The organism is Chryseobacterium foetidum (genome assembly GCF_025457425.1).
GTDB lineage: Bacteria > Bacteroidota > Bacteroidia > Flavobacteriales > Weeksellaceae > Chryseobacterium > Chryseobacterium foetidum.
Map to the genome: position 1 here is coordinate 3,386,911 of NZ_JAMXIA010000001.1, position 26,302 is coordinate 3,413,212.

21 protein-coding genes and 1 pseudogene are annotated in these 26,302 nt (G+C 34.0%); 18 read left to right on the top strand and 4 right to left on the bottom strand.

The annotated features are described in order from the left end of the window. The first annotated feature begins 61 nt into the window (after positions 1–61). The 5 genes from NG809_RS15705 to NG809_RS15725 are packed head-to-tail and all read left to right on the top strand — an operon-like array spanning position 62 to position 10,515. A complete protein-coding gene (locus tag NG809_RS15705) occupies positions 62–1,660 on the top strand; it encodes a type I restriction-modification system subunit M (RefSeq protein ID WP_262152214.1) in 1,599 nt (532 codons plus the stop codon). After that, entirely contained in the window at positions 1,657–3,531 is a 1,875-nt protein-coding gene (locus NG809_RS15710) for a restriction endonuclease subunit S (protein ID WP_262152215.1), read from the top strand. The genes NG809_RS15705 and NG809_RS15710 overlap by 4 nt, the downstream gene beginning before the upstream one ends. Then, complete coding sequence (locus NG809_RS15715; RefSeq protein ID WP_262152216.1) at positions 3,512–5,275, top strand: DUF262 domain-containing protein; 1,764 nt, start codon at positions 3,512–3,514, stop codon at positions 5,273–5,275. Before NG809_RS15710 ends, NG809_RS15715 begins: the two co-directional genes overlap by 20 nt. Further along, entirely contained in the window at positions 5,262–7,337 is a 2,076-nt protein-coding gene (locus NG809_RS15720) for a DUF262 domain-containing protein (protein ID WP_262152217.1), read from the top strand. The genes NG809_RS15715 and NG809_RS15720 overlap by 14 nt, the downstream gene beginning before the upstream one ends. A 1-nt stretch (position 7,338) precedes the next feature. Next, a complete protein-coding gene (locus NG809_RS15725; protein WP_262152218.1) occupies positions 7,339–10,515 on the top strand; it encodes a type I restriction endonuclease subunit R in 3,177 nt (1,058 codons plus the stop codon). 853 nt (positions 10,516–11,368) lie between these two features. On the opposite strand, the gene NG809_RS15730 is transcribed toward NG809_RS15725, so the two are convergent. The 3 genes from NG809_RS15730 to NG809_RS15740 are packed head-to-tail and all read right to left on the bottom strand — an operon-like array spanning position 11,369 to position 12,942. After that, the gene (locus tag NG809_RS15730; protein ID WP_262152219.1) at positions 11,369–12,229 is read right to left on the bottom strand and encodes a hypothetical protein; all 861 of its coding nucleotides are present in this window, start codon (positions 12,227–12,229) and stop codon (positions 11,369–11,371) included. A gap of 16 nt (positions 12,230–12,245) precedes the next feature. Continuing rightward, on the bottom strand, positions 12,246–12,668 hold the full coding sequence (locus NG809_RS15735; RefSeq protein ID WP_262152220.1) for a hypothetical protein: 423 nt from the start codon (positions 12,666–12,668) through the stop codon (positions 12,246–12,248). A gap of 1 nt (position 12,669) precedes the next feature. Beyond that, complete coding sequence (locus tag NG809_RS15740) at positions 12,670–12,942, bottom strand: hypothetical protein (protein WP_262152221.1); 273 nt, start codon at positions 12,940–12,942, stop codon at positions 12,670–12,672. Between the two features lie 351 nt (positions 12,943–13,293). Between NG809_RS15740 and NG809_RS18435 the strand changes: the two are divergent. From NG809_RS18435 to NG809_RS15800, 13 genes and pseudogenes are all read left to right on the top strand, one after another. Continuing rightward, positions 13,294–13,554, top strand: a pseudogene (locus NG809_RS18435) (recombinase family protein); the annotation flags it as partial. A gap of 38 nt (positions 13,555–13,592) precedes the next feature. Next, positions 13,593–13,757: a hypothetical protein gene (locus NG809_RS15745; RefSeq protein WP_262152222.1), complete on the top strand. Its 165-nt coding sequence runs from the start codon at positions 13,593–13,595 to the stop codon at positions 13,755–13,757. Positions 13,758–13,899: 142 nt separating this feature from the next. Then, entirely contained in the window at positions 13,900–14,481 is a 582-nt protein-coding gene (locus NG809_RS15750) for a toll/interleukin-1 receptor domain-containing protein (RefSeq protein WP_262152223.1), read from the top strand. Positions 14,482–14,492: 11 nt separating this feature from the next. Then, complete coding sequence (locus tag NG809_RS15755) at positions 14,493–15,443, top strand: caspase family protein (protein WP_262152224.1); 951 nt, start codon at positions 14,493–14,495, stop codon at positions 15,441–15,443. Positions 15,444–15,449: 6 nt separating this feature from the next. Further along, complete coding sequence (locus tag NG809_RS15760; protein WP_262152225.1) at positions 15,450–16,223, top strand: hypothetical protein; 774 nt, start codon at positions 15,450–15,452, stop codon at positions 16,221–16,223. Positions 16,224–16,226: 3 nt separating this feature from the next. Continuing rightward, positions 16,227–16,637, top strand: a complete 411-nt coding sequence (locus NG809_RS15765) for a TIR domain-containing protein (protein ID WP_262152226.1) — start codon at positions 16,227–16,229, stop codon at positions 16,635–16,637. A 2-nt stretch (positions 16,638–16,639) separates the two neighbouring features. After that, positions 16,640–17,587 carry a caspase family protein gene (locus NG809_RS15770; RefSeq protein ID WP_262152227.1) on the top strand — a complete coding sequence of 316 codons (948 nt, stop codon included), beginning with the start codon at positions 16,640–16,642 and terminating at the stop codon, positions 17,585–17,587. Beyond that, the gene (locus NG809_RS15775) at positions 17,584–18,075 is read left to right on the top strand and encodes a hypothetical protein (RefSeq protein ID WP_262152228.1); all 492 of its coding nucleotides are present in this window, start codon (positions 17,584–17,586) and stop codon (positions 18,073–18,075) included. Before NG809_RS15770 ends, NG809_RS15775 begins: the two co-directional genes overlap by 4 nt. After that, on the top strand, positions 18,068–18,586 hold the full coding sequence (locus NG809_RS15780; protein ID WP_262152229.1) for a hypothetical protein: 519 nt from the start codon (positions 18,068–18,070) through the stop codon (positions 18,584–18,586). The genes NG809_RS15775 and NG809_RS15780 overlap by 8 nt, the downstream gene beginning before the upstream one ends. 624 nt (positions 18,587–19,210) lie before the next feature. Next, on the top strand, positions 19,211–19,543 hold the full coding sequence (locus tag NG809_RS15785) for a hypothetical protein (RefSeq protein WP_262152230.1): 333 nt from the start codon (positions 19,211–19,213) through the stop codon (positions 19,541–19,543). 54 nt (positions 19,544–19,597) lie between these two features. Beyond that, positions 19,598–20,686 carry an efflux RND transporter periplasmic adaptor subunit gene (locus NG809_RS15790; RefSeq protein ID WP_262152231.1) on the top strand — a complete coding sequence of 363 codons (1,089 nt, stop codon included), beginning with the start codon at positions 19,598–19,600 and terminating at the stop codon, positions 20,684–20,686. Positions 20,687–20,704: 18 nt separating this feature from the next. Continuing rightward, positions 20,705–23,827, top strand: a complete 3,123-nt coding sequence (locus NG809_RS15795; RefSeq protein WP_262152232.1) for an efflux RND transporter permease subunit — start codon at positions 20,705–20,707, stop codon at positions 23,825–23,827. Continuing rightward, positions 23,808–25,253, top strand: a complete 1,446-nt coding sequence (locus NG809_RS15800; protein ID WP_262152233.1) for a TolC family protein — start codon at positions 23,808–23,810, stop codon at positions 25,251–25,253. Before NG809_RS15795 ends, NG809_RS15800 begins: the two co-directional genes overlap by 20 nt. A gap of 150 nt (positions 25,254–25,403) precedes the next feature. Here the strand turns inward: NG809_RS15800 and NG809_RS15805 are convergent, their stop codons facing one another. Continuing rightward, positions 25,404–26,276, bottom strand: a complete 873-nt coding sequence (locus tag NG809_RS15805; RefSeq protein WP_262152234.1) for a helix-turn-helix domain-containing protein — start codon at positions 26,274–26,276, stop codon at positions 25,404–25,406. Between the last annotated feature and the right edge of the window lie 26 nt (positions 26,277–26,302).

The following is a 26,302-nucleotide window of genomic DNA, read 5'->3' on the forward strand; positions in this document are numbered from 1 at the left end:
TTTATAAATTCTAAGCAAAATTTCGCATAATGAATATTTGCTTGGTATTCAATAAATTAAAATGACTCAAAAAAGTATAAAACAACTCGAAATAGAACTGTGGGAAGCTGCGGACGAATTAAGAGCCAACTCAAAACTGACTGCTGCGGAATACAAAGATCCTTTATTGGGATTAATTTTACTCCGTTTTGCTGAAAATAAATATGAAGAAGCCAAAGAACATTTGGCGGAAAGTTTACCCATCAACCCCCGAACTCAACAAAGACGTGAAGCTACCAAAGATGACTTTGCGCAAGCTGGTGCAATGCAATTGCCCGAAAAAGCACAATACAGTTATTTGGCTAGTCTGCCTGAAAGCGAAGATTTAGCTGAGGCCATCAACACGGCGATGAAACTGATTGAAACTGAGTATGAAGATTTAGCGGGTATTTTACCTAAAAATTATCAGGAACTCACGCCCGAAGATGATTCTGATAATAACCTCTTAGCAAATTTGATTCGTATTTTCAACAGCGATTCGGTGCGCAATGCAAGAGGTGATGTGTTCGGTAGAGTGTACGAATATTTTCTGATGAAACTCTCGATGATGGGAGCTGGTGCGCAGGAAGGTGGCGAATTTTTTACACCGCCGTCTTTGGTACAACTAATTGTGAATTTTATTCAGCCAGATCACGGGATTATTCACGATCCTGCTTGTGGATCGGGCGGAATGTTCGTACAAACCGCACATTTTATTAAAGACACCCAAAACAAAAGTGTGAACCAAGCCGTAACGGTTTATGGTACCGAATACAAAAGCAACAACACGCGTTTGGCGAAAATGAACTTAGCTATTCACGGAATTGAAGGAAAGATTGCTAATAACAATTCCTTTTATTCCGATCCGCACGAGTTGATTGGGAAATGTGATTTCCTGATGGCGAATCCGCCGTTTAATGTAGATAAAGTAGATGCTAAAAATAAATTTTTGGCAGAAGATAAACGTTTGCCTTTTGGTGCGCCGCTGACCGGAAAAGGAACGATTGGAAATGCCAATTATCTCTGGATTCAGTATTTTATGTCTTACCTCAACCCGACGGGTCGCGCAGGATTTGTAATGGCTTCTTCTGCGACTGATGCAGGAAATGCAGAGAAAAGAATTCGCGAAGAACTGATAAAAACCGGCAATGTAGATTGTATTGTTTCGGTGAGCAATAATTTTTTCTATACCAGAAGTCTGCCTTGTCATCTTTGGTTTTTTGATAAAGGAAAACCGAAAGCGAACAAAGATAAAATCCTGATGATCGATGCCAGAAATGTGTATAGAAAAGTAAGCACCACCATCAATGATTTTTCTGAGGAACAGTTGGAAGGCTTAACTGCAATAATGGCGCTTTACCGTGGCGAAAAACCTAAAGTTGCTAAAGACAATGCTTGGTTTAATGAATATTTCCCTGATGGAACGTATCGTGATGTAGAAGGTTTGTGTAAAGTGGTAGACTTGGAAGAAGTGGCAGAACAAGATTACAGCCTTACACCGGGACGATATGTTGGGGTAAATATCGACATTGATATGGATTTTGATTATAAAACCCGAATGCAGGAATTGCACAGCGAATTAGCTGAGCTGAATACTGAAGCCAACCAATTGATGAATCAAATTCAAACTTTTAAGTTATGATGGAAGGTTGGAAAGAGGTAAAACTTGGAGAAATTTGTAATGTAATTAATGGGTTTGCTTTTAAGTCTAAAGATTTTGTTAGAGAAGGCATACCTCTTGTAAAAATCAAGGAACTAAAAGATAAAAGAATTAATATAAATCATTGTGATTATTTACCTACAGATTTCATCGTTAATGAAAAATTTAAAGTTAATAAAGGAGATGTTTTAATTGCTTTAACAGGCTCTCATATAACATTACCCTCATCTGCTGTAGGAAGAGTTTGTAAAAGTTTAATAGACAAAACGCTATTTTTAAATCAACGAGTAGGCAGATTTGTTGCATTTGAAGATAAATGTGATTTAAATTTTTTGTATTTCTTTTTAACTTCAGAAGATTTTTTTAATAATGTAGGATTGTTAGCAACGGGAGCTGCTAATCAAGCTAATATTAGTGGTGAAGATGTAAAAACTATTTCTATTAATCTTCCACCACTTGAAACCCAGCGCAAAATTGCTAACATTTTATCAGGTTATGATGATTTGATAGAGAACAACCAAAAGCGTATAAAAATTTTGGAAGAAATGGCACAACAAACCTACGAAGAATGGTTTGTGCGGATGCGTTTTCCGGGTTATGAAACTGCGATTTTTGATGAGAATGGTTTGCCGAAGGATTGGAAGACAATGAAGTTAGGGGAATTTTTGGATTTTAAAAAAGGGAAAAAAATTGAAGAGTTTTTGGAAGTAAACGAACAAGGAACTGAAAAGGTTCTATTGTTAGATTCAATAGAATCAGGAAATTTCAAATACACAAAAATTGGAAAGCACGAATTAGTCAAGAGAGGCGACATTTTAATGTTAATGGACGGCGCTAGAAGCTCATATGTATTTCAAGCTGATAATGGAATTATAGGATCCACATTAGCAAAAATAGAAACTAAAAAAATTCCTGCTAGTTTTATGTTCTTTTATTTTCAAAATAATTTAGAATGGCTGCAAATCAATAACACGGGAGCTGCTATTCCTCACGCTAATCCGAAGTTTATAAAATCTATAAATTTTAAATTACCCAATGAAAAACTATTTGTTGATTGGCAATCTTTCACTGAACCTATTTTAAATAATATTTGGAATTTAAAAGATCAAAACCAAAGCTTACGTGAGGCACGAGATATTTTGTTGCCAAGGTTGATGATGGGGATGATTGATGTTTCGGAAAGCTCGGAACAAGTGGGAAGTGTAGAATCAAAACCATCTGATGCTAAAGTAATTCCTTTAGAACAACCTAAAAAAGAAGCTTCCAAAGAATTTAAAGAAGCAGTTCTAATTGCTTGTTTAACTGAAAGATTTGGAAGTGAAAAATTTCCTTTAGGCAGAAAAAGATATACCAAGCTTTCTTATCTCTTTCACAGATATTCAGACAATAAAATTCAGGATTATCTGAGAAAAGCTGCAGGACCTTACAATCCAAAAACAAAATACGGCGGTCCTGAAAAAATTGCTCTAAACAATAAATACATTCAAAATTGGAAAAGCAATAATAAAATGACTGGTTTTGTATCTGCCGAAAAAATAGAAGATGCTAAAACATATTTTTCCAACTATTGGCAAATCTCAGATTTAGATTGGCTGACTAAAGAGTTCAAATTCAAATCTAATGATGAATTGGAACTTTTGGCAACAGTTGATAATAGTTTGGTGGAGCTTTCTAAGAAGAATCTTGAGTTTACATCAGCTAATGTTTTGGATATTATAAAATCTGAAAAAGAATGGGAAGCAAAGTTGGAACGAACGATTTTTAGTGATTCGAATGTGGAGAGGGCGATTGGGTTTTTGAGGGGAGTTTTGGAGTATAATCAAAGTTTAGAAAATGGCAGAATTAATATATAATGTAAAGAATTTATTTTCAAATGGCATAGATGGATGTCTATTAGATTATGAAGCAGAGTTTTATCATATTGCTTCTTACCAGCGTGGTTATAAATGGGGGTTTGATGAAAATGGAGCTGTAAGTATTTTATTGAGCGATTTGAAAAGTGCTTTCGTTAAATCTTTAGACAGCAATAAACCTATTGATTATTATCTACAATATATCACGTTAAAGAAAATTGATGGTACTAACTATTTAGAAGTCATTGATGGGCAACAACGTTTAACTACACTTTCCATAATGTTGTCTGTTCTTTCTTATTTAACAGATGTAGAAAACATAGCTAAAGACCGTTTAGATTATGCCGTTCGTTCTAATTTTTTTAAGAATTATATCTATCAAAATGATAAAATAGAACTTTTGTTGGCTTGCGAATGGGATAGAAATACGGGATTGACTATTGATGACGAGTATTTTAATAATCAGGACACATATTACATATTCGGAGCTTTAAAAAAATGCCATTCCTTTTTTAGTGAATTTGATGAGGACGAACAAAAGAGGTTTTATAGTTTCCTACTAAATCAAGTCCAAATAATTGTAAATGTGGTAGAACACGTAAGTAGTGAAAAAGTATTTTCAAATCTGAACAGTAATAAAATACCACTTACCGAAGCAGAACTAATCAAAGCCTTGTTCATAACAAAACAAGCTCGTACTACAACTGATTTGCAAAAAAAATCATTTCGAGAAATTCAAGAACAGCGCTTGATTTTAGGCAGACGTTGGGATGAGATTGAGAATTGGGTAAATGACAAAATGATTAGGAGTTTTTATTTCGGTTCGTTTAATGATCCTATGTTTGGTTTTCTTTCATTGGTTGCCAAAAACATTGAAGATATTACTTTTAAAGAACAAACAAGTCACCACGAATTGTTCAATTTCTTTAATCATCAAAATATTGCTATTATACAAAAAGAATTATATAATACCTTTTGGATTTTAAAAGATTGGATTAAAGATCCAATAATCCATAACAGATTGGGCTATTTGTTTTTTTACAAAGGTTCTAAAATCAGTATTTTAGATTTTGTCAAATATTTTAAATATAAATCTAAGGATAGCTTCTACAATAAATTACTGCAAAAAGTATTAGCAAATATTCCTATTGGATTAGATATCAATTACGAAGATAATCCAAGTGAAATACATAAAATTCTTTTAGCCTTAAATATATTTTCAACAAATGTAAAATTTGATTTTTACAGCTATATTAAAGAAAAATGGACGTTAGAACATATTTTCCCGCAGACACCAGAAGGTAAAAAAAATATTCTCACGGTTTCTGATAAAGAGAATATTATTGAAATGGTAAATGAAGATGATAAGGAAAAGGTGAAACGTATACTAAAGAAAAAAGAAAGGAATTCTGAGGAAAAAGAGATTTATACAGACGCTTTAAAAAGATCAGGATACATTCACCATTTAGGAAATATGTGTTTGCTTTCTAACGTAGATAATATTCTGAATGGATGCGGTTTTTATGATGAAAAAAGAACGAAAATATTAAAACGAATTAAAAATGGTGGATTTATACCATCGCATACGATTGAAATATTTACGAAATCTATTTTTGATGAAAATCCAGATGATTTTACCAGATGGAACAAAACAAACATCGATAGTCACGCACAAATTATTCAAGATAAAATTTCAGATTTAACAAATTTATTAAAAGAAGAAGCTCAACATGAAAGCAGGTAAATATAATATTAAAGAGCTGTTCTCTAATAAAAATATTGAGTCTGTTATTATTCCAGAAATCCAGAGAGATTATGTGTGGGGTACTGACCAGGTTAATGGGTTGTTACAATCAATATTTGATGATTTTCTAAATTTTTTAGAAACGAAAGCCCAAATAAACATCACTATAAATGATGACAAATCTTTAGAAAAAACATTAAGTGAATATTATAAAACAATAAAATACAATACGAGTATTGGGTTTATTTATGCTTACAGTGATTTTGAATATCCTGATAAATATTTTCTAATAGATGGACAACAACGTTTAACTACTATATACTTGCTCCTTGTTGCAATTGCGTCAGAGGATGAACAATTTAGAAGTCAATTTTCCAAATTATATTTTAAAAACGGAAAATCTTTTATCGAGTATCGTGTTCGTGAAGCAAGTTTGTTGTTTTTAAATCAGTCGATTACGCATACTATTGAAGAAAAAAAAACCTCATTAGAAGAGCAATATTGGTACTACAACTTTTATAAAAACGATAAGACTATACAATCCATTATTAACAACTTAAAAACGATTAAAGATTTTTTGAGTGAAAATATTAGTGATATAAATAGTTTTAAAGACTATGTGCTGAACCACGTACAATTTTGGTATTTTGATACCAACATAAGCGAGCAAGGTGAGGAACTTTATATTTATATGAACGCCAGAGGAGAGCGAATGCAATCCAATGAGAATTTAAAAGCAGAATTACTTGCGAAGATTTCATATTTAGAGAAAAAAAATGAATGGGGTAGTAAATGGGAAGAATGGCAAAACTATTTTTGGATTATAAGAGGAAAACACGAAAATGCTGATAACGTATTTAATGAGTTTGTCTATTGTGTTGCAGGTTTAGAAAATCAAAAAAATAATGTTGGTATCATTATTAAAAACATCGATAAAGTATTTTTAACTCCGACCAATAATCAGATTTTACGATGTTTTAATGATATTGCAGTAATAAAAAAACATATTGATTCTTTAAAAACTATATTAGGTAGCGAAATTTTAGAGTTTTGTAAAAGTAATAATATATCTCACAATTGGATTATTAAAACAAGAAATGAGATTCGCAGATTACTAAATAATAATCAAACTAACTATTTTATAAAAATTGATGACACCAATAGAGGTACGGAACAAAATAGAATGGTACTTCTCTGGTCTATTTTGGAATTGTTTTTAGATATAAAAATTGTAGATCTAAATTTAATTATATCCTTAAGAATAATTTATAATCGTTACTATAATTACAATAGAGCTGTCCTGACAAATTTGAATGATATTGAAAAATTCAAAAATAAAGGATTTGAGAGTGTGGTAAGAGAAAACAATAATGATGAAGAAAGCTTGAAATATAAATTTTTATCTGCTCGAAAAGATAAAGGTTATTTTAATAAGATGCTTTCCCTAATTTGGGAGATTGAAGATCATCCTATTAATTTGGATGGAAGTTTTGCACAAAATATTAATAGTGCACATCTATTAAATTATTCAAAAAACATTTCAATTGAGGAACTAAGACAAGTTAAAGACAAATTTTACGAGTTATTTCCTGTAAAACAAGATAAAAACGTTGATTGGACAAATTATTCTAAAGTATTACGTTGTCTAATATCATATGGAAAATGTTGGAATGAGAAGGTAACAAATGGCTATGATAATTTGGATTTTGATAGTAAAAAAAGAATTTTACGAGATTTAGATTCAGAAGATGAAAGATGTTTTTCACGTTTTTTTAATGATTATTTAGTTGCTGATAATCTATCTCAGTTAGAAAGTGAAATCGTTGTAGAGCCACGATATAATGAGCAAACAGAAGATTGGCTTGAGGCAATACAATGGTATAACTATCATTTGAAAGAGAAAATGTGGTCTGAAGGTTTTTTTATCGCTGTTGGAGGATGGAATTTTAGAAAAAAAGACAGATATTTTCCCAATAGATTTCAGCTAGTAAATACAAAAGGGAATTTTCAAGGGGGAAATCCTATTGTACTCTCAAAAAAGGTTAAAGTCAAAAAAAATTAATATGTCCTACGAATACTCAGAAGATCAACTCATAGAGCAAGCAACCGAAGACGTTCTCAAAGAATTGGGCTGGACTGTAATAACGGCGTGGCAAAATGAGACTTTTGGGGAAAATGGTTTGTTGGGACGAGATAATAAAACCGAAGTTGTTTTAGAACGAGCTTTGCGAAAAGCGTTGCAAAAATACAATCCGGAATTGCCGGAGTTGGCTTACACGCGTGCGGTTGAAAAAATTGTACAGCGAGAAGCTGGCAAAACCATTGCACAAGAAAACAAAGCCAAATATCTGTTGCTGAAAAACGGTGTTGAGGTTGCTTTTACCAATGAAGAAGGCAAAACGATAAAGAAATCCTTGAAAATCTTTGATTATCAAGATTACGTTAATAATGATTTTTTGGCGGTAAGACAATTGGAAGTCACAGGGGAATTGCACAACCGCAGACCTGATGTAATTGGATTTGTTAACGGAATTCCTTTGGTATTTTTTGAACTGAAAGCACACGCCAATGATTTGAGATCGGCGTATGATGATAATTTGAAAGATTATAAAGATACTATTCCACCTCTTTTTCATCACAATGCATTTGTCATTCTATCCAATGGTACTGATGCCAAGGTAGGAACAGTGACAAGCCCCTACAAATACTTTTTAGACTGGAAAAGAATTACAGAGGATGCTGAAGGAGTTGTAAGTTTAGATACAATGCTTCGTGGTGTTTGTTCGCCTCACAACTTAATGGATATTTTTGAAAACTTTTTGCTGTTTGACGAGAGCAGCGGAATTATCGTAAAGTTGATGGCTAAAAACCACCAATTCATCGGTGTCAACAGAGTTTTGGACAATGTTGAAAATATAGAAGACCTTGAGGGAAAACTAGGGGTTTACTGGCATACACAAGGTTCCGGCAAAACCTATTCTATGGTTTTTCTCTGTGAGAAGATTCACCGTAAATTCGGTGGCTCGTACACATTTCTTATTGTTGTGGATCGGACAGAGTTAGAAAATCAGGCTTATGATACTTTTTCGGGAGTAGGAATTGTAAAGAATAAAAATGTAATTGCAGGAAAAAAGAAAGGCATTTCAGGAAGAGAACATTTGAGGGAATTGCTGAGTGAAAATCACAGATATGTTTTTTCATTAATTCACAAGTTCTCCATCGATCCTAATCTGGAAACAGAATATCCTTTAATTACCGATAGAAAGAACATCATAGTTATTTCCGACGAAGCACACCGTACCCAAGGTGGAAAATATGCCAGAAATATGCGTTTCTTTGGTTTACCCAACGCTTCTTATTTAGGATTTACAGGAACACCAATCATCAAAGATGAAGAAGAGGTTACCAAGAATATTTTTGGTGAATATGTTTCCGTTTATGATTTTAAAAGAGCTATTGAAGATGAGGCAACATTGCCGCTAAAATACCTTAACCGTGGCGAACGTTTGAATATTGAAAATCCTGCGTTAGATGAGCAAATGGCTGAAATTCTGGAGGAAGAAGATTTAGACGAAGATCAAAAAAAGAAACTGGCTTATCTGTTTAAAAAGGAATATCCAATCCTCACTTCAGAACATCGTTTGCGTGCCATTGCCAAAGATTTGGTTTGGCATTTTAATGAGCGAGGCTATCAGGGAAAAGCGATGTTTGTAGCTTTAGACAAACCGACTGCGGTTAGAATGTATGATTACGTAATGGAATATTTGCCGGAATATTTAATTGACTTAAAAAATCAAATTAAAAAATCGAAAGATATTCAGGAAGAACAGGAACTGCAAAGAAAATACAATTTGGTTTCCTCCACTGAAGTTTGCGTCGTGATAAGTTCAGAACAAAATGAAATGGATAAGTTCAGAAAAATGAACTTAAATATAGAGCCACATCGCAGAAGAATGGTGAGTAGTAATCTGGAAAAAGAATTCAAAGATGAAGATAATCCTTTTCGTTTGGCAATCGTCTGTGCAATGTGGATTACAGGTTTTGACGCACCCTCAGTTTCCACTGTTTATTTAGACAAACCTATTAAAGGTCATACTTTGATGCAAACCATTGCCCGTGCAAACAGGGTTTATGATGATGAAAAGGAAAATGGGCTGATTGTAGATTATGGAAATGTATATCAGCAATTAGAAAAAGCATATTCCGTTTATGGTGAAGCTTCCAAGGGCGCAGGTGCAGGAAACGATAAAGATGATAAAAAACCTTTCGAGCAATTGGAGTCAATGGCAACCGAAATCAAAGAAGCCATCGATGAGGTTATTTTAATGTTGAAAGATTTGGATTTTGATATACTGACATTAATTGATGCTGTTCCGATGGGAAAAATTGCTGCTGTAAACAACGGAGCCAATGCTGTTTGTAGAAATGATGAAACTCGCGCGAAATTTGAAATTGCAGCTCGAAATGTGTTTCGCAAATACAAAGCTTTATTTCCTGAGAAGCAAGCAAAGAAATTTACTAAGCAATACAATGCTATTGACGCCATTTATAATAAGCTTAATCAGAAAATAAAATCTGCCGATGTAACGGAAATTATCTCCAAATTACAAAGTGTAGTTAACAATTCTATAGTAATTGACAATGTAACTGCTGAACCAAAAAATATCGAAATCGATTTATCAAAATTAAATTTTGAGGAACTAAGAAAAGCTTTTGAGAAAGTTCAACGTAAAAACGAATTAGTGTATGATTTAAATAAAGCGGTTGAGCAAAAATTAGAGCAGATGCTAAAAGAAAATCCTTTGCGTTTAGATTTTTATGAGCGATACCAAGAAATAGTAGAGGCTTATAATAATGGTAAAAGTGAAGTAGAATTGAAGCGGAGCTTCGATAATCTAACAGCGTTTATAGCGACTTTATCACAAGAAGAAAAAAGAGCTTACACTGAAAATTTAGATCAACCAACCTTATCAATTTTTGATTTGCTTATTCAAAATAAAGATTTAACAAAATCAGAAAGAGAAGAAGTGAAAAATGTAGCTCAAAAAACTTTAGAAACTCTTCAAAAAGAAAAACTAAATATTCCTAATTGGAAAGAAAGCCGCGAATTAAAAGCTGGAGTAAAAACTGCTATTTACGATCAGTTGTTATGGTTACCAGAACAAAAATATACTGACGAGGAAGTGAGTTTGAAAAGTATTGCGGTTTATCAGCATGTATATTCATATACATTTTTGTAGTGGATTTGAAAAAAAATTAATTAAATTATATGTTGGATATCGTTGAAGTTCATGAAAAATTATATTTATTTCTGATTGAGCAAAGAAAATATAATTCTGAACTAAACTTTACTTTTAGAAAAAGCAATATTGCACATAGACGAGAGGAAGTGTATTGGTTCTACGTAATGAAAAATTATTTAGCAATATCATTTTGGCACTGAATGGATTGGAAAAATAGAAGTCCGAATATTTGTTTTATAATTGATAGCTTAGGAAAATGTATGTTGGAAATAAATATATCAGATTCTAGTTTAAAAAGAAAACAAAACAAATAGCATAGTTTAGAATTATGGATAATCAAGGTGTTAGATGGAGAAACAACCAATCATTAAAGGGATTTGACGGGAATAAAAAAGTAAAGGGAATTAAACGACACATAATGGTCGATAAAACTGATTTCTATTGGCAATCATGGTGACAGTAACAATATTCATGATAGTAAAGCCACAGAGTTGTTAATTAGAACTTTAGTTTATTTTTTAAGTCATGTGAAAATTATTCTTGCCGATGGCGGATACAGAGGAGAGATCATAGAACATGTGAAAAAAAAGTTTGGATATTTAATCAATATTGTAATGAGAACTGATTATAAGAAAACAGATTTTATACCAGGCTCAAAAGATGGGTGATAGAGAGAACTTTCCTGGTTTGATAATGACAGAAGATTATGTAGGAATTATGAACTCCTAATGGAAAATTCTGAAATTATGGTCAAATTATCCACCATAAAAATTTTAATGAATAAAATTCAAACAGGCTATAAGATTAAAAGAAAAAGGTCACTTTATTAAAAAGTTACCTTTATAAAAATCTAATGAAGAAATTTTTTGTCTAAAAATTCGACAGCCTCTCCCTTGGTTTCGAATAAATTGCGAAACATTTTGTTTTCTAACATGTATCTATAAAATGGTTCAAAGTATCCATTTATAGATTCAATGTTATTTTCTTCTAAGAACTTATTAGTATATGCTTCTAAGAACGCAGTCTGATTAGCTTCTCGAAGTGCCGCCCTAGCAGTATCAGACATTCCAGATGTATGTTGGGGTAATACTTGCCTTTTCAAAAGATTAATTTGACTTTTTATTTCTTCTAGGCTTTTTACTAAATATTCATCTTTAGAAACTGAAACTTCGTCCAATGTAGCGACTTTAAAAGTGCCAAAATTGTGTAGGAACATAGAGTAATTTTCTGCCAAAGATTTTTTGTAAGTTGATTCAAGTTTTTTGGCTAAATCTTCTTTAAATCTTAACATTTTACCCAACCTAAGGTCTCGTGGATATTCCAGATGTTCCAAAATACCTGTATCAAACGAATATCCCGTTACATCGTCTTTAATAATGACTGTTGCTTTATCAAATGCTAATCGCATTCCTAACTCAAACATTACATTCGGATTTTTGCAGCTAACGTCACAAATAATCACATCACTCTTAAAGACGTTTTGAACAATTGTTCTTTGGATTACATTAGTTTCGTCAGCTTGGCTGACAATTTCTGTTTTGAATCCTGCTTCAGTTGCAACGTCCTTTAGTAACGCTCTTATTTCTTGCCAATGATCTGCCGTACAGTTTTCCATCGGTGAAATTGGCATTATAATTCCGCAGGTAAGTTGCGATGTTTTGACAGTCTTGTACGGTGATTCTGGAAGTTCTACTGGTGTAATTTCTTTCATTTTGCTTATTCTTCTCTTAAATAAAATATGATTCGATATAGGTCTCCGGATAATCACCTTTTTCAGATAAAGTATTGTCGAATTTTTCCTTGTAGATTCTTTTGACGAACTTGTCTGAGCTTTCGTAAAAATTATATGACGTTGAATCTTTATAAACTGATATAACAGACATTGATCTATTACTGCTTTTTTCAGCTTCTGTAAGTCCTTCCAGAAATATATTGAATACCATCAACTGATAGTTATTACCATTCTTTTTGGCGTTCTTTATAATATATTTGCAACGTTCGAAATTGTCTGAAAGATTTTCCCTTTCAAGTTTTAATGTTGCATTGTACAAGCTGATAACATCATTATAAGATACTGTTTTAAAAAGTTGTTTATCTTGACCAAACAATAATCCAGATATTAAAACAAATAACATTAGGATTTTTTTCATACTATCTCTGTTGCTGTTTAATTAATTCTATAGTCACATATAAATATACACCATCCTTTTCACTTTTTTTCCACTGCCTATCTGTAACTTTTCCAACCGGCTTAAATTCTTGTTCAAGAATCTTCGTAAAAACATCGCTTCGTTTCTTACCTGGGATTTCTTCCATAGCTACAATATCTACCGAGTCACCAACGATTGGTGATTCCGGAAACTCGTACATACCTGTCCACAACTCAGATATATGTGGAATTCTAAAAGTAACTTTTACGCTCATTTTTTAATTTTTATCAAATATAATTAATCTTTAGTGAAGTAACCAAACCAAAACAAATCCGTTGGATTTACTTTCATTCTTGCTTTCAAAGTAGATAAGATCTTTTCATCGCTTATAACTTTGTAGTTCCGGGATCTTGCAATCCCTTGAGTTTATTGTAACAAAATATGAAAATAGGATATGCATGAGTTTTGACCAAAGATCAAAATTTAGATAGATAAATTGAAGTCCTACAAAAAGCAGTTTGTGAAAAATTTATCAGTAAAAATTTCCGACACAACTAAAAATCGCCCGGAGCTCGATAAGATGATCGAGCAGTTTTAGAGAAAGTGATGAGCTGTATGTCTAAGGTATGACCGATTAGGTAGTAGTTTGAAAAACATTATTGATATTGTCTTAAGTTTGAGTGATAAAGGAATTATAATAAAAAGTCTGATGGATGGGGTCGATACTTCAACCATCAATGGGCGATTATTTTTTAATCTCACGGCTTCCTTAGCTGAATATGAAAGAGAATTAATAAGAATAAGAACCAACGCACGATTGCAATCTGCAAGAGCAAGAGTAAACTTGGTGGCAGACCGAAAGGTTATACTGCTAAAACAATTATAAAGCTACTTCTTCTACGGTCAATTTATAAAGATGCAACAATGCGTCCTGAACAAATTTACAAACCTTTCGGATTGGCCAGAGCAACATTTTATGGATATGCTGAAATTCTGGATCATCATACAGATGAAGAAATAAAATATGGGAAATTAAAAAATAAACGAGCATATTTGAGTATGTGCTATCTGAAATTAGATAATAACTAAAAACACCGTATTTTTACTGATGGTTCTAAACATTTTATTTAATAAATTCCCACACAAAAATACCAATTACGGATAACCGTAACTTAGATTTTTTTATTAAGACTATCTTAGTCGAGAAAAATTAAAATAAAAACTGAAATTTATGCCATTATATGATGAAGCCTACCTCAGAAATTTGAGTAGAAATCAACCTCTTTTTGAGAGCGATAAAATGTTTAGTGAAAGTAAAAAGAAAACTTCTTTCGATATATTTCTTTCTCACAGTTTTTTAGATAAGGAAGCTGTTTATGGATTATATTATGAACTCACAAACTTGGGTTTTTCCGTATATGTAGATTGGATTGTTGATTCTGACTTGGATCGGACAAATGTAACAAAGGAATCTGCAAAATTAATTCAGAAACGTTTAAGGTCTAGCAAAACATTATTGTTAGCAATTTCTCAAAATTCTGATTTGTCCAAATGGATACCATGGGAATTAGGCTATGTTGATGGACATACACAATTATGCGCTTTAATTCCGGTTGCAAAAAGTGGTGATAGTAGATATACTTTCACTAGGAGAGAATACTTGCTTTTGTATCCTTTTATAAAAAAAATTCCCGATAATTTTGGAATTAATAAATTATGGGTTGCCGATAGTAATACGAAATATATCGTATTTGAAGAATGGCTTAAAAATGAAAATCTATTTGAAAGAGATGTTAACATCGCAGAATTATAGAAATTATATTTATGAGAAAAGCTTTAATAGTAGGAATAGATGATTATCCAAATGCACCACTAAATAGCTGTGTAAAGGATGCTATTAGTATGGAAAATATTCTAGAAAAAAATGGGGATGGATCTCCAAATTTTCATGTAAAACTATTAATAGACAAGCCAGAAGCTATCAATAAAAAAATATTAAGAAGCAATATTGAAAAACTATTTGAAGGCAAATCTGATATAGCTCTATTATATTTTTCAGGACATGGATTAGTAAAGTCTACGGGAGGGTATATTGTAACGTCGGATTTTGAGAAATATGATGAAGGAATTTCAATGAATGATATTCTGACACTTGCTAATAAATCTGAAGCGATTTACAAAATTATTATTCTTGATTGCTGTTATTCTGGAAAATTTGGTAATATAGAAATAGGAGACTCTTCGGCAGCTTACTTAGGTGATGGGCTAACAGTTTTAACTGCCTGTAGTGATAAGGAAACTGCAATATCTATCAATGGCTCAAGTGTCTTTACGTCTTTACTTTTGGATGGTTTACAAGGTGGTGCTGCAGATTTAAGAGGAAATGTTACACCTGGACATCTTTACGCTTATGTTGATGAAGCATTGGGAGCTTGGGATCAGCGACCTATTTTCAAGACGAATGTTTCGCAATTTACCTCTTTAAGACAAATAACTCCCAGAGTATCCAAAGAAACATTGCGAATGATTACAACATATTTTATTCAAGCTGAAGATGAATTTAATTTGGATCCGAGTTTTGAATTTACAGAAGAATCTGCAGTTACAGAAAATGTTCATATCTTTAAAGATCTTCAAAAATTTCAATCAGTAGGTTTGGTTGTCCCTGTAGATGAAGAATACATGTACTATGCAGCCATAAATAGCAAGTCTTGCAGGCTTACTGCTTTAGGATATCAATATTGGAGATTAGTTAAAGAAAATAAATTATCTTAGATTATGATGGATTTTTACGAAGAAGAATTGTTTTTTGATGGAGATATTGCTAAAGAAAAAGGTATTTTCGATCCTGATAAAACTACTGCAGAAGAAGAACCCGAATTGTTAGGACTAAAAACTAGAATAGGTAACAGACCCATTGTTTATAATCTACAACAGCTATTTGATTTGGCAAAAAAGAAATTGCCTCCAGAGTTGGAAGTTCAGTTTCAAACGCATAATATATATTTAATTACTCATGCGGTTGGGATAATGAGAACAAAAGGAAGTGCTAAAGTTGTAGAATTACAGTATAATGCTGAAATTACTAGTTCAATGGAAGCACAAACGATAGATTTATTTCCTAAAACTAAATTTATTGATCGATTTAAAATAGAAACCGGACTATCAGGAACAATCATGGCAGCAGGAAATTTTTCGGCAGAAGTTCCTGACGAACTAAAAAATTCTTTATCAGGAACTAGCTTGACATTAGGTGGTGAATTGAATTTAGAGCTTTCAACAAATACAAAGTTTGTTGGAAAGATTAATTATAGTATCAAATTGCCTGTAGTACAATCTTCAGGAATTGCTTCTAATAAATGTAGTTGGGTATTAAAACCTGATGAAAACCCTTTACTAGGTGATCAACTTCTTATTCAAACTATTGCAGTTCCCAAAGAAGTAAAAACTTTAAGCTACTCTGTAAAAGGACTTGTAAAAATAAGTAAAGGATGGCTTCGTAAGGTAGAAGAAAAAGAAACAACAACACAAATCATAAATATAAAACTAACATAATATATGGCAAATCCAAGAGCTTTTATAAGTTTCGATTTTGATAATAATGAAATGCAAAAGATGTATTTTATTGGACAATCAAAAAATTCCCGCACTCCATTTAATATTGAGGATTGGTCTTCAAAAACTGCATTGGCGCAATATAGTTGGCAGGACATAATAGAAGGTAAAATGAAAAAGTGTAATCTGATGATTGTTTTGGTAGGCAGAAGTATGAGTACTGCCACGGGAGTAAATAAGGAAATCCAGATGGCGCTTAAAAATAATGTTCCTTTTTTTGGTGTCTATGTAGATGGCGCAAGCTCTTCATCAACTTTACCAATTGGATTACCTAGAAATAGAGTTATTCCATGGACTTGGGATGGAATTGCTTCAGCAATTACACAAATGTTAGGTGAAGGAAAAAATCGCTAAATATGAGAGGAGCACTTATTGTAGGTGTTAACGAGTATAGTTTTGGAGAATTGCCTGGTTGTGTTAAAGACGCTCAAGACTTAGCTAAAGTTTTACATAGAGATGATTTCAATAAGAGAAATTTTGATATAGATTTGATGATATCTGATCAAGAACTAATAACTCAGAAGTCATTGAGAAAGCGAATTGAGACACTTTTTTCTACAAATAGTGAGGTTGCACTTTTTTACTTTTCAGGTCATGGAACTGAAAATAATCTTGGGGGATATATTGTAACACAAGATGCAGAGAAGTACAATGAAGGAATTTCAGTTTACGAGATTTTACAAATTGCAAATGAATCAAATGCGAGAGATAAAATTATAATATTAGATTGTTGTAACAGTGGTCATATGGGAAATCTCCCACTTGTCAAAAATGACATGGCTTTGCTAAGTAAAGGTGTATCAATAATTACAGCAACAAATGCTAAACAAAATTCTTATAATACCTCTTCTGGTAGTCTATTTACATCACTTCTTATACAATCATTACAAGGTGGTGCAGCAGATATTTTAGGTAAAGTTTCGATTCCAGGAGTATTTTCTTATCTTGATCAAGCTCTAGGTTTTTTTCATATTCGTCCATTGTTCAAATCTCATGTAGAGTCATTAGTTTCTTTGAGAGATTGTAAGCCAGCTTTAGAGTTAGATATTCTTCAAAAAATAACTGAATATTTTCACACTGATGATTTTTTATTTCCCTTAGATCCTGAATTTGAGCCTACGTTTGATAATCATGTTATAGAGAAAGTTAAAGTATTAGAACACTTACAAAAATTTAGAGACGCCAGATTGTTGTTACCTATAGGAGAAAATCATATGTACGATGCCGTAATGCAATCAAAAAAATGTGGTTTAACAGCACACGGAAAATATTATTGGTTATTAGTTAAAAATGGATTAATATGATACTAGGAATTACAGGTCATCAAAAACTGGAAAATTTTGATGAAAATTGGATTATTAAAGAAATTAGAAACTTTGTATTAAAAAATTCTGTAGATAAAGGAATTTCTTGTTTAGCAATAGGAGCAGATCAGTTATTTTGTGAAGAGTTAGTTAATAATAAAATTGATTATGATGTAATCATTCCCTGTGAAAATTATTTATCTACATTTAAAAAAAAAGAAGATATTTTAAAGTTTACCTCATTATTAGGCTTATCAAAAAATGTTTTAACTCTTAATTTTGAGAAGCCTAGTGAAGAGGCATTTTATGCTGCAGGTCAAAAAATATTGGAATATTCTACGACAATTATTGCGGTATGGGATGGGAAACCAGCAAAAGGTTTAGGAGGTACTGGTGATATTGTCAAAGCTGCATTATCATTTGACAAGAAGGTTTACCATATTAATCCAGTAGAAAAAAACTCTAAATATTTAAACTGTAATGATTAATGTATTTATATCTCATCCAACTCCTTCCAATGATCAGCAGGATAGTTTCCTTATTCTACTTAAAGAACTTTTAGCCGCGGAAGGATTAAAGCCGGTTAACTTAGGTACGAGTAACTATGATTTTAGAAAACCCTTAAAACCTATTAAAGAATTAATTGAAAGCTGTCATGGTGCTATAATTATTGGATTAGAACGTCATCATAGTTACATTGGTTACGATAATGAACAGTCGGTTAGCAAAAAGGAAACTCTACATAAATTTACAACAAGCCCTTGGATTCATATTGAAGGAGGAATGGCTTATCAGGCTGGGCTACCTTTAATTATATTGAAAGAAGAAAAGGTTTTTTCTGAGGGAATACTTGATCCTAACAATAGTGATTCATATATTTTTGATTTTATATTAGATAATAATATTGAAAAACTCTCAGAAAATATTAAAAAAATTATTGAAAGTTGGATCAAAGAATTAAATAAGACCGACCCTTATAATACAAATAAAAATTCTTAAATAAAGATAAGGATCGATGAATAAACAAAATAAAGAAACAGTAAATATTACATTATACAATGTGATTTCTCTTTGGCAGAAAAATTATCGGTCTAAATTTAGAATTGAAAACTGAATTATAAAATTTAGGTGAGCTAACTACATTTCTGAGACTGTTTATCAATGTTTTAAATAGAAATATGTAGGATAATAAATGATAGAAAGGTCAATGTTCAATATATATCCACAAATTACACTAGTAATCAGTACCTTATTTGTACCTTTAAATTATAACTAATTGGTTTTCAATAATGGTTATTTTCGAAGAAGTCAAATAATTATTGATTAATAATAATCAATAAAACATATTTAACCGCTGTGGACGAAAGTCTGTAGCGGTTTTTCTTTTGTAGTTTGATTAGTGACATTAAAATATTTATCCGTGAAATCTGGAGAAAAAATTTGAGAAACTAAACCATCTTCAGTGTGAAATATATATATATATGGATAAATATGTCTGTAATCTTAAATTTTTATCATTTTAGTAAAATTTACAGTTTTTTAACAGGTTTTTTTAACGATTCCGAAAAATAACCTTTTATATTTGTAAGCATATGTTTTTGTAAACATAATTTTTTTGAATCTATGCTGACATTCAGAGTATTTATTATCATTTATCTCACGATTCTTTCTGCGCTCTTCAATTCCAGATGGGCAGATGAATCGTTGGATAATATTCCGCGCGTTCACCAGAATACAGAGGAGAATGGTATTAATTTTCTTGATCATTCGTACATGAATGTCAAAGCTGTACAGGTTGGTTCAGGCAGCATTAAAGTTTTTGCAGTTTGTAATGAACCTTTTGAAGCTTTTGCAGCATTTGATTTCAAAAACACTCTCACAAAATACTTTTCAGTAAACGCAGAACCCAAATTCTGTGCGGTCAAAGCCTATCTGCATCTTCTTCAAAAATTCTGATTTACCGGTCAACTTAGATTTCAATTCGGTTTTTTAGTAATTAAATATTCAATAATGAATACAAAGAATGTCATATGGTGCAGTATTGCACTGCTATGCGCACTGTCATGCGGTGAAGGCAAACAAAATAAAACAGCAAAAAATAAAGAAGTTCCTGTACTTCAAATCTCAGAGAAAGATACACTGATCAGTAATGAATTTGTAACTGATATACAGGCCAAGCGAAATGTAGAAATGCGGGCGAGAATTGGTGGCATTATACAGAAAATTTATGTGAATGAAGGTCAGTTTGTAAAGCGTGGTCAGCCTTTATTTAAAATTAATGATGCAGAGCTGCAGATGGATTTGCTGAAAGCCAATGCCACACTGAAGCAGGTTCGGGCTGATGTGAAAATCGCTGAAGTAGAATTAAGCCAGATCAAAAGTCTTCACAGTAAAAAGTTTGTAGCCTCCAACGAACTGGAACTCGTAAAGGCGAAATTATCATCTGCCAAAGCACGGAATGCCTTCGCAGAAGCGGAGAGAAAAACCGTTTTGCAGAAAATTGGTTTTTCTACCGTTGTCGCTCCTTTTGACGGCGTCATAGATGTTATCCCTCACAAAGACGGAAGTTTGGTTGAGAAAGGTACTCTGCTTACCACGCTATCTCAACTTGGAGAGGTGTATGCCTATTTTTCAATTCCTGAAAATAAGTATTTTGAACTTTTGAAGAACAATAAGTTAAAGAACCATCAGAAGATCGAACTGACGCTTCCAAATGGTATGGTATACCAATTTAAGGGCTCTCTGCAACCTGCCGAAAGCGAGATAGACCGTGCAACTGGTTCTATACAGTATAAGGTATTATTCCCTAATCCAGACAGATTTATAAAACACGGTACATCCGGAAAACTGAGCATTTCAGACACAATGGAAGATGCTGTAATCATCCCTCAGAAATCTACTTTCTCAATACAGGACAAAACCTATGTTTATCTGGTGGATCAGGAAAATAAAGTGAAAATGACCAACATCAAAGTCGGAGCAACGCTCTCTGATTCCTATATCGTTGACAGCGGACTTAAAAAAGGAGATGTACTGATTGCTGAAGGATCACAGTCTCTTAAGAACGGTGATGTAGTTAAAGTTAAAAATCAATTATAACCTCTAAATAATTTGATCATGGTAGAAATGTTTATAAAGCGAAAGGTTCTTTCGCTGGTTATTTCCATTGTCTTTGTTTTAGTGGGAATATTGGCTTTAACGGGTATGCCTGTAACTCAGTTTCCAGATATTGTGCCACCATCTGTAACGGTCACGGCAAAATATACCGGTGCCAATGCAGAAGTGTCAGCAGATGCCGTTGCACTGCCTCTTGAACGTGCAATAAACGGAGTTCCCGGCATGACTTATATGTCGACAGTCACTTCAAATGATGGGTTGACTTTGATTCAGGTATTTTTTGAAGTGGGAACAGATCCTGATCTGGCAGCTGTAAATGTACAGAACAGGGTAACGACTATTCTTGACGAACTGCCGGAGGAAGTCATCAGAGCGGGAGTTACAACGGAGAAAGAAGTCAATAGTATGCTGATGTATCTGAATATTACAAGCAGTGATCCCAGTCAGGACGAACAGTTTATCTATAATTTTACAGATATCAATATACTTCAGGAGTTAAAACGTCTTGACGGTGTCGGGCGTGCTGAAATCATGGGTCAGAAAGAGTATTCTATGCGGGTGTGGCTTGATCCTCAGAAGATGGCAGCTTACAGTATTTCTGCTGATGAGGTCACTTCAGCACTGCAGAAACAAAATATATCTGCTGCTCCGGGAAAGGTGGGAGAAACCTCAGGAAAAACATCCAGCCAGCGTCAGTATGTAATGAAGTACAGAGGTAAATTTAATGAGCCTGCTCAGTACGAAGAGATTCCCATAAAAGCAGAGGAAGACGGTACAATTTTGAAGCTGAAAGATATCGCTAGGGTAGAATTTGGTGCACTGACTTATGGAATGGTCTCAAAAACAGACGGTAGGCCTTCAGCATCAATAATGATGAAGCAGAGACCAGGTTCCAATGCTTCGGAAGTGATAGAGAATGTAAAAAACAAAATGGCCGAACTGAAAGGAACTTCCTTTCCGCCGGGTATGGAATACAATATGGCGTATGATGTCTCGCGGTTTCTGGATGCTTCGATCAGTTCGGTACTTCACACGTTGGTGGAAGCTTTTATTCTCGTGGCAATAGTCGTCTACCTGTTCCTGCAGGATTGGCGTTCAACACTGATTCCGGTAATGGCAGTGCCGGTTGCTTTAGTCGGAACATTTGCATTTATGGATATGATGGATTTTTCGGTCAATCTCCTTACCCTTTTTGCCCTGGTTCTCGCTATCGGTATCGTGGTAGATAATGCCATCGTTGTGGTAGAGGCGGTGCATGTTAAAATGCATGAAGGCCATCAGCCAATGGAGGCAACTGTTCTGGCAACCAAAGAAATAGCAGGAGCCATTATCGCCATTACGCTTGTGATGTCTGCTGTTTTTATACCGGTCGCCTTTTTAGATGGTCCTGTAGGAGTGTTTTACAGACAGTTTTCATTAACACTTGCCATAAGCATTGTTATTTCAGGAGTTAATGCGCTGACCCTCACGCCGGCCTTATGTGCCATTATGTTAAAGCCACATGTTCATCATGCAAAAAAGGGTTTAACGGATCGTTTTTTTAATTCTTTTAATAATCTTTTAAGCAGGATTACGAATGGTTATGTGACGGTTCTTTCAAAATTTGCGCGCAGAACATATTTTACTTTCGGATTATTATTTCTATTCATAGTATTCACATGGGGAAGTTCCAGAATTCTTCCGGGAGGTTTTATTCCTATGGAAGATCAGGGAATGGCGTACGTAAGTGTTACAACTCCACAGGGAGCGACTGTTGAAAGAACAGAAAAGGTTCTGGACGAAATTACCGTAATGGCTAAAGACATGGACGGCGTGGAAAATGTGACAACTCTGGCCGGTTACAATGTGATTACAGAAATTGCAGGTGCTTCCTACGGTATGGCGATGATTAATCTCGCCGACTGGAAGGAGAGGGATATTTCTGTGCAGGATTTTATCGCAGATTTATCTGAAAAAACACAAACTATTTCTGATGCGGAAGTTGAGGTTTTTGCTCCTCCCACCGTTCCGGGTTTTGGTAATGCCAGTGGATATGAACTGCGACTTCTCGACAGAAGCGGAGGTGGAATAGAAAATATGGATCAGATCACCAAAAACTTTGTTAAAAAATTAAATGATGCACCTGAGCTCAAAAACAGCTTTACAGGTTTTGATGCTACTTTTCCGCAGTATATGGTCAATATTGATTACGATATGGCGGCAAAAAAAGGAGTTTCGGTTGATAATGCGATGTCTACATTACAGACAATGTTGGGATCATACTACGCTACAAACTTTATCCGTTTTCGTCAGATGTATAAGGTGATGGTGCAGGCCGGTCCGGAACACAGAAGCCATCCCGAAAGTATCCTGAATTTATACTTAAAAAATGACAAAGGTGAAATGGTTCCATTTTCAACCTTTATCACAATCGAAAAAGTGTACGGACCCGAAGTTCTCACAAGATACAACATGTATCTTTCTGCAATGATCAACGGGGAGCCTGCAGATGGCTACAGTTCCGGAGATGCCATCGCTGCGGTGGAAAGAATTGCAGGAGAAACCCTTCCCAAAGGCTTTGATATCGAATGGTCCGGTATGACAAGAGAAGAAATTCTGTCTGGGAATCAAACAGTTTATATCTTTTTGGTATGTCTTGTTTTTGTGTATCTCCTTCTCGCAGCCCAGTATGAAAGTTTCCTGCTTCCGCTGCCGGTTCTTCTCAGTTTGCCTACGGGAATATTTGGTTCTTATATCACCCTTTACATCTGTGGTCTCAATAATAATATCTATGCACAGGTTGCTTTGGTAATGCTCATAGGTCTTTTGGCTAAAAATGCCATTTTAATTGTTGAATTTGCGCTGAGCGCCAGTAAAGAAGGACAGGATGTTATTCCTGCTGCAATTGAAGGAGCCAAACAACGTCTGAGACCAATTTTAATGACGTCTTTTGCATTTATTGCAGGACTTATTCCGTTGTGTATTGCTTCTGGAGCTGGAGCGGTCGGCAACCGGTCGATAGGGACAGCTGCTGCCGGAGGAATGTTGATCGGAACTGTTTTCGGATTGATCATTATTCCAGGACTGTACATTTTTTTTGCAACCCTTGATAAAAAAAAGAAGAATGAAAAAACCAAAATTTAAATTTATATATTCGATTTCTGTTGTTGCCTTATTGAGTTCCTGTAATGTTCCGAAAGTGATGCATGTACAGCAAATCAAAAAACTTCCTGAAGAAATTCAGGTAAACAGCAAAGATCTGAAAGGAAAATACAGTAGAATCACTCTTGAGCAATGGTTTAAAGATCCAGATCTAAATTCATTGTTTAATAAAGTCACTCAGGCAAATCCTGATTTTCAGATTGCCAGAGAACGTGTAGACATGGCCAACAGCCTGCTTCGTAGATCAAAGACTGCTCTGTTGCCCACTTTAGAGTTAGGAGCACTTATCTCTGCTGATCATTACGGAAAATATACCATGGAAGGTGTCGGCAACTTTGATACAAACCTGTCATCAAATATTGGAGAAGATCAGAGAATCAGCACTGATATTACACCAAATTACTGGATTGGCGGTAGAAGTACATGGGAAATTGATGCATGGGGAAAACTCAAAAACAAAAAACTTTCTGCACAAAAGAAATTTCTGGCGTCGGGTGAGGGTCTCAGGTTATTGCAGATCGATTTAATTACAGATACTGCCAACCTCTATTATCAGTTGATTGCCTTGGATAAACGTCTCAAAATATATCAGGAAAATTTTAAACTTCAGCAAAGGGCTTTTGAAATTATAAAGGCTCAGAGAGAAGTGGGGAAAGTGACCGAACTTGCGGTACAGCAGTTTAAGGCTCAGAATAATAACTGGCTTGCAGAAATCGAACATATTAAAGTGGAAATTATTACCGTGCAGCAGGCACTTGCAACGCTCACCGGAGAATATGGCGGAGAAATAAAACGCGGTACAGATCTGCTGCCTACGAATTTTGAAATTCTCAATAAGGAAATTGATGTGACTCAAGTGATTCATTCAAGACCTGATGTAGCATCAAACTACTTTACCCTGGAGGCTTCGCATGCAGATGCGAGAGCGGCTAGAGCAGCATTTTATCCCAAAATTGATCTCAGCGCAACATTTGGATTAAATTCTTTTTCTGCCGAAACACTTTTTAAACCGGCGTCCCTTGCCGGTCAGCTTTTAGGCGGACTGATGGTTCCTGTACTGAACAGAGGAAAAATTAAATATGAATTTAATATTGCTAACAGTCAGCAGGAAATTGCTTTCCTTAATTATCAGAAGAGTGTGACGTCAGCTTTTAACGAACTTCAGTCGGTTCTAAAACAAACCAAAATCTACCACAAAGTCCTGGAGCTTAAAACTGAAGAAGTACAGTTTCTGGATCGGGGGATCGAAGTTTCCAATGATCTGTACATCACGGGATATGCAAATTATCTGGAGCTTATCAATTCGCAGAGAAGTAAACTTCAGGCTGAGCTCGATCTTCTGCAGTTCAGACATCAGAATACGCAGAATAATATTCTTCTTTTTAAGGCTTTGGGTGGATCTGCATAAAGTTAATATGTCACCGGCCATAATTCCGGAAGGTAGGGATTAAATCTGATGCAGGATTTAGCTGACAGTTGTAACGCCGGAAAAAAATCAAGAGGATTTGTCATCAGATAAATCCTTTTTTTATTTTTAAAATAATTATTAAGATTAAGACTATTCTGTTTTCATTAAGCGGTATTTTGCGGGAGCATAGTTCGTGGCAGATTTAAAGTATTTTCCAAAATGAGAATTATCCCCGAAGCCCAATTCGTAAGATATTTCTGTAACGGATAGGGTAGTGTGCAGCAGCAGTCTCTCAGCCTCCAGAATAACTCTGTTTTTAATGAACTGACCTGCCGGAATATCAAGATTTTCTTTGATCAGCACATTGAGATAGTTGGCTGTGATATTCAGTTTTGCGGCATATTGGGAAGTGGTTTTTAATTCTTTGAAATGACGGTTGACCAAATTGCTGAAGTCATCCACAATTTGTTTTTTGTGATCAACAGACCGCTCAACTCTGTTTTTTTTGTCTGAACTGCGGATGTATTTTAATACAAAAACTTTGAGCAAAAGACAGATAATTTCTTTTCTTAAAAATTTACTTTTTAAATATTCGGTCTGAAGCTCTTCAAATGTCCTGCTGAGATCTGCAAAATGTTCTTCAGATAAGACAATATAAGGTGAAACGTCGTTAAGGGCGTTATCACTTTTAATCACTTTGTTTCCGGTGTAAACGTAATTGTAAAACGACCTTGTAAACATCAGAACAAATCCTTGACTGCATCGAATGTTTTTAAAATGGTAAACCTGATTGTAATTGATAAAAAAAAACTTTCGGGATTTCACATCAAATTCCTGACGATCGATCATGATTGAACCTTCGGCATTTTCGAAAAGTAAAAAGCTGTAAAACTTATTCTTCAGATGAGAATCTGAATGCATTTTCTCAGCAAACTCATCAAATGGCAGGATCAAAAACTCATTACGCAGGGCAGAATGGGCTTTGAGTTTGCTTAAAGTCAGTGACTGGATGTTGTGATTCAAAATTTTAAGTTTTTTATTTAAAACAG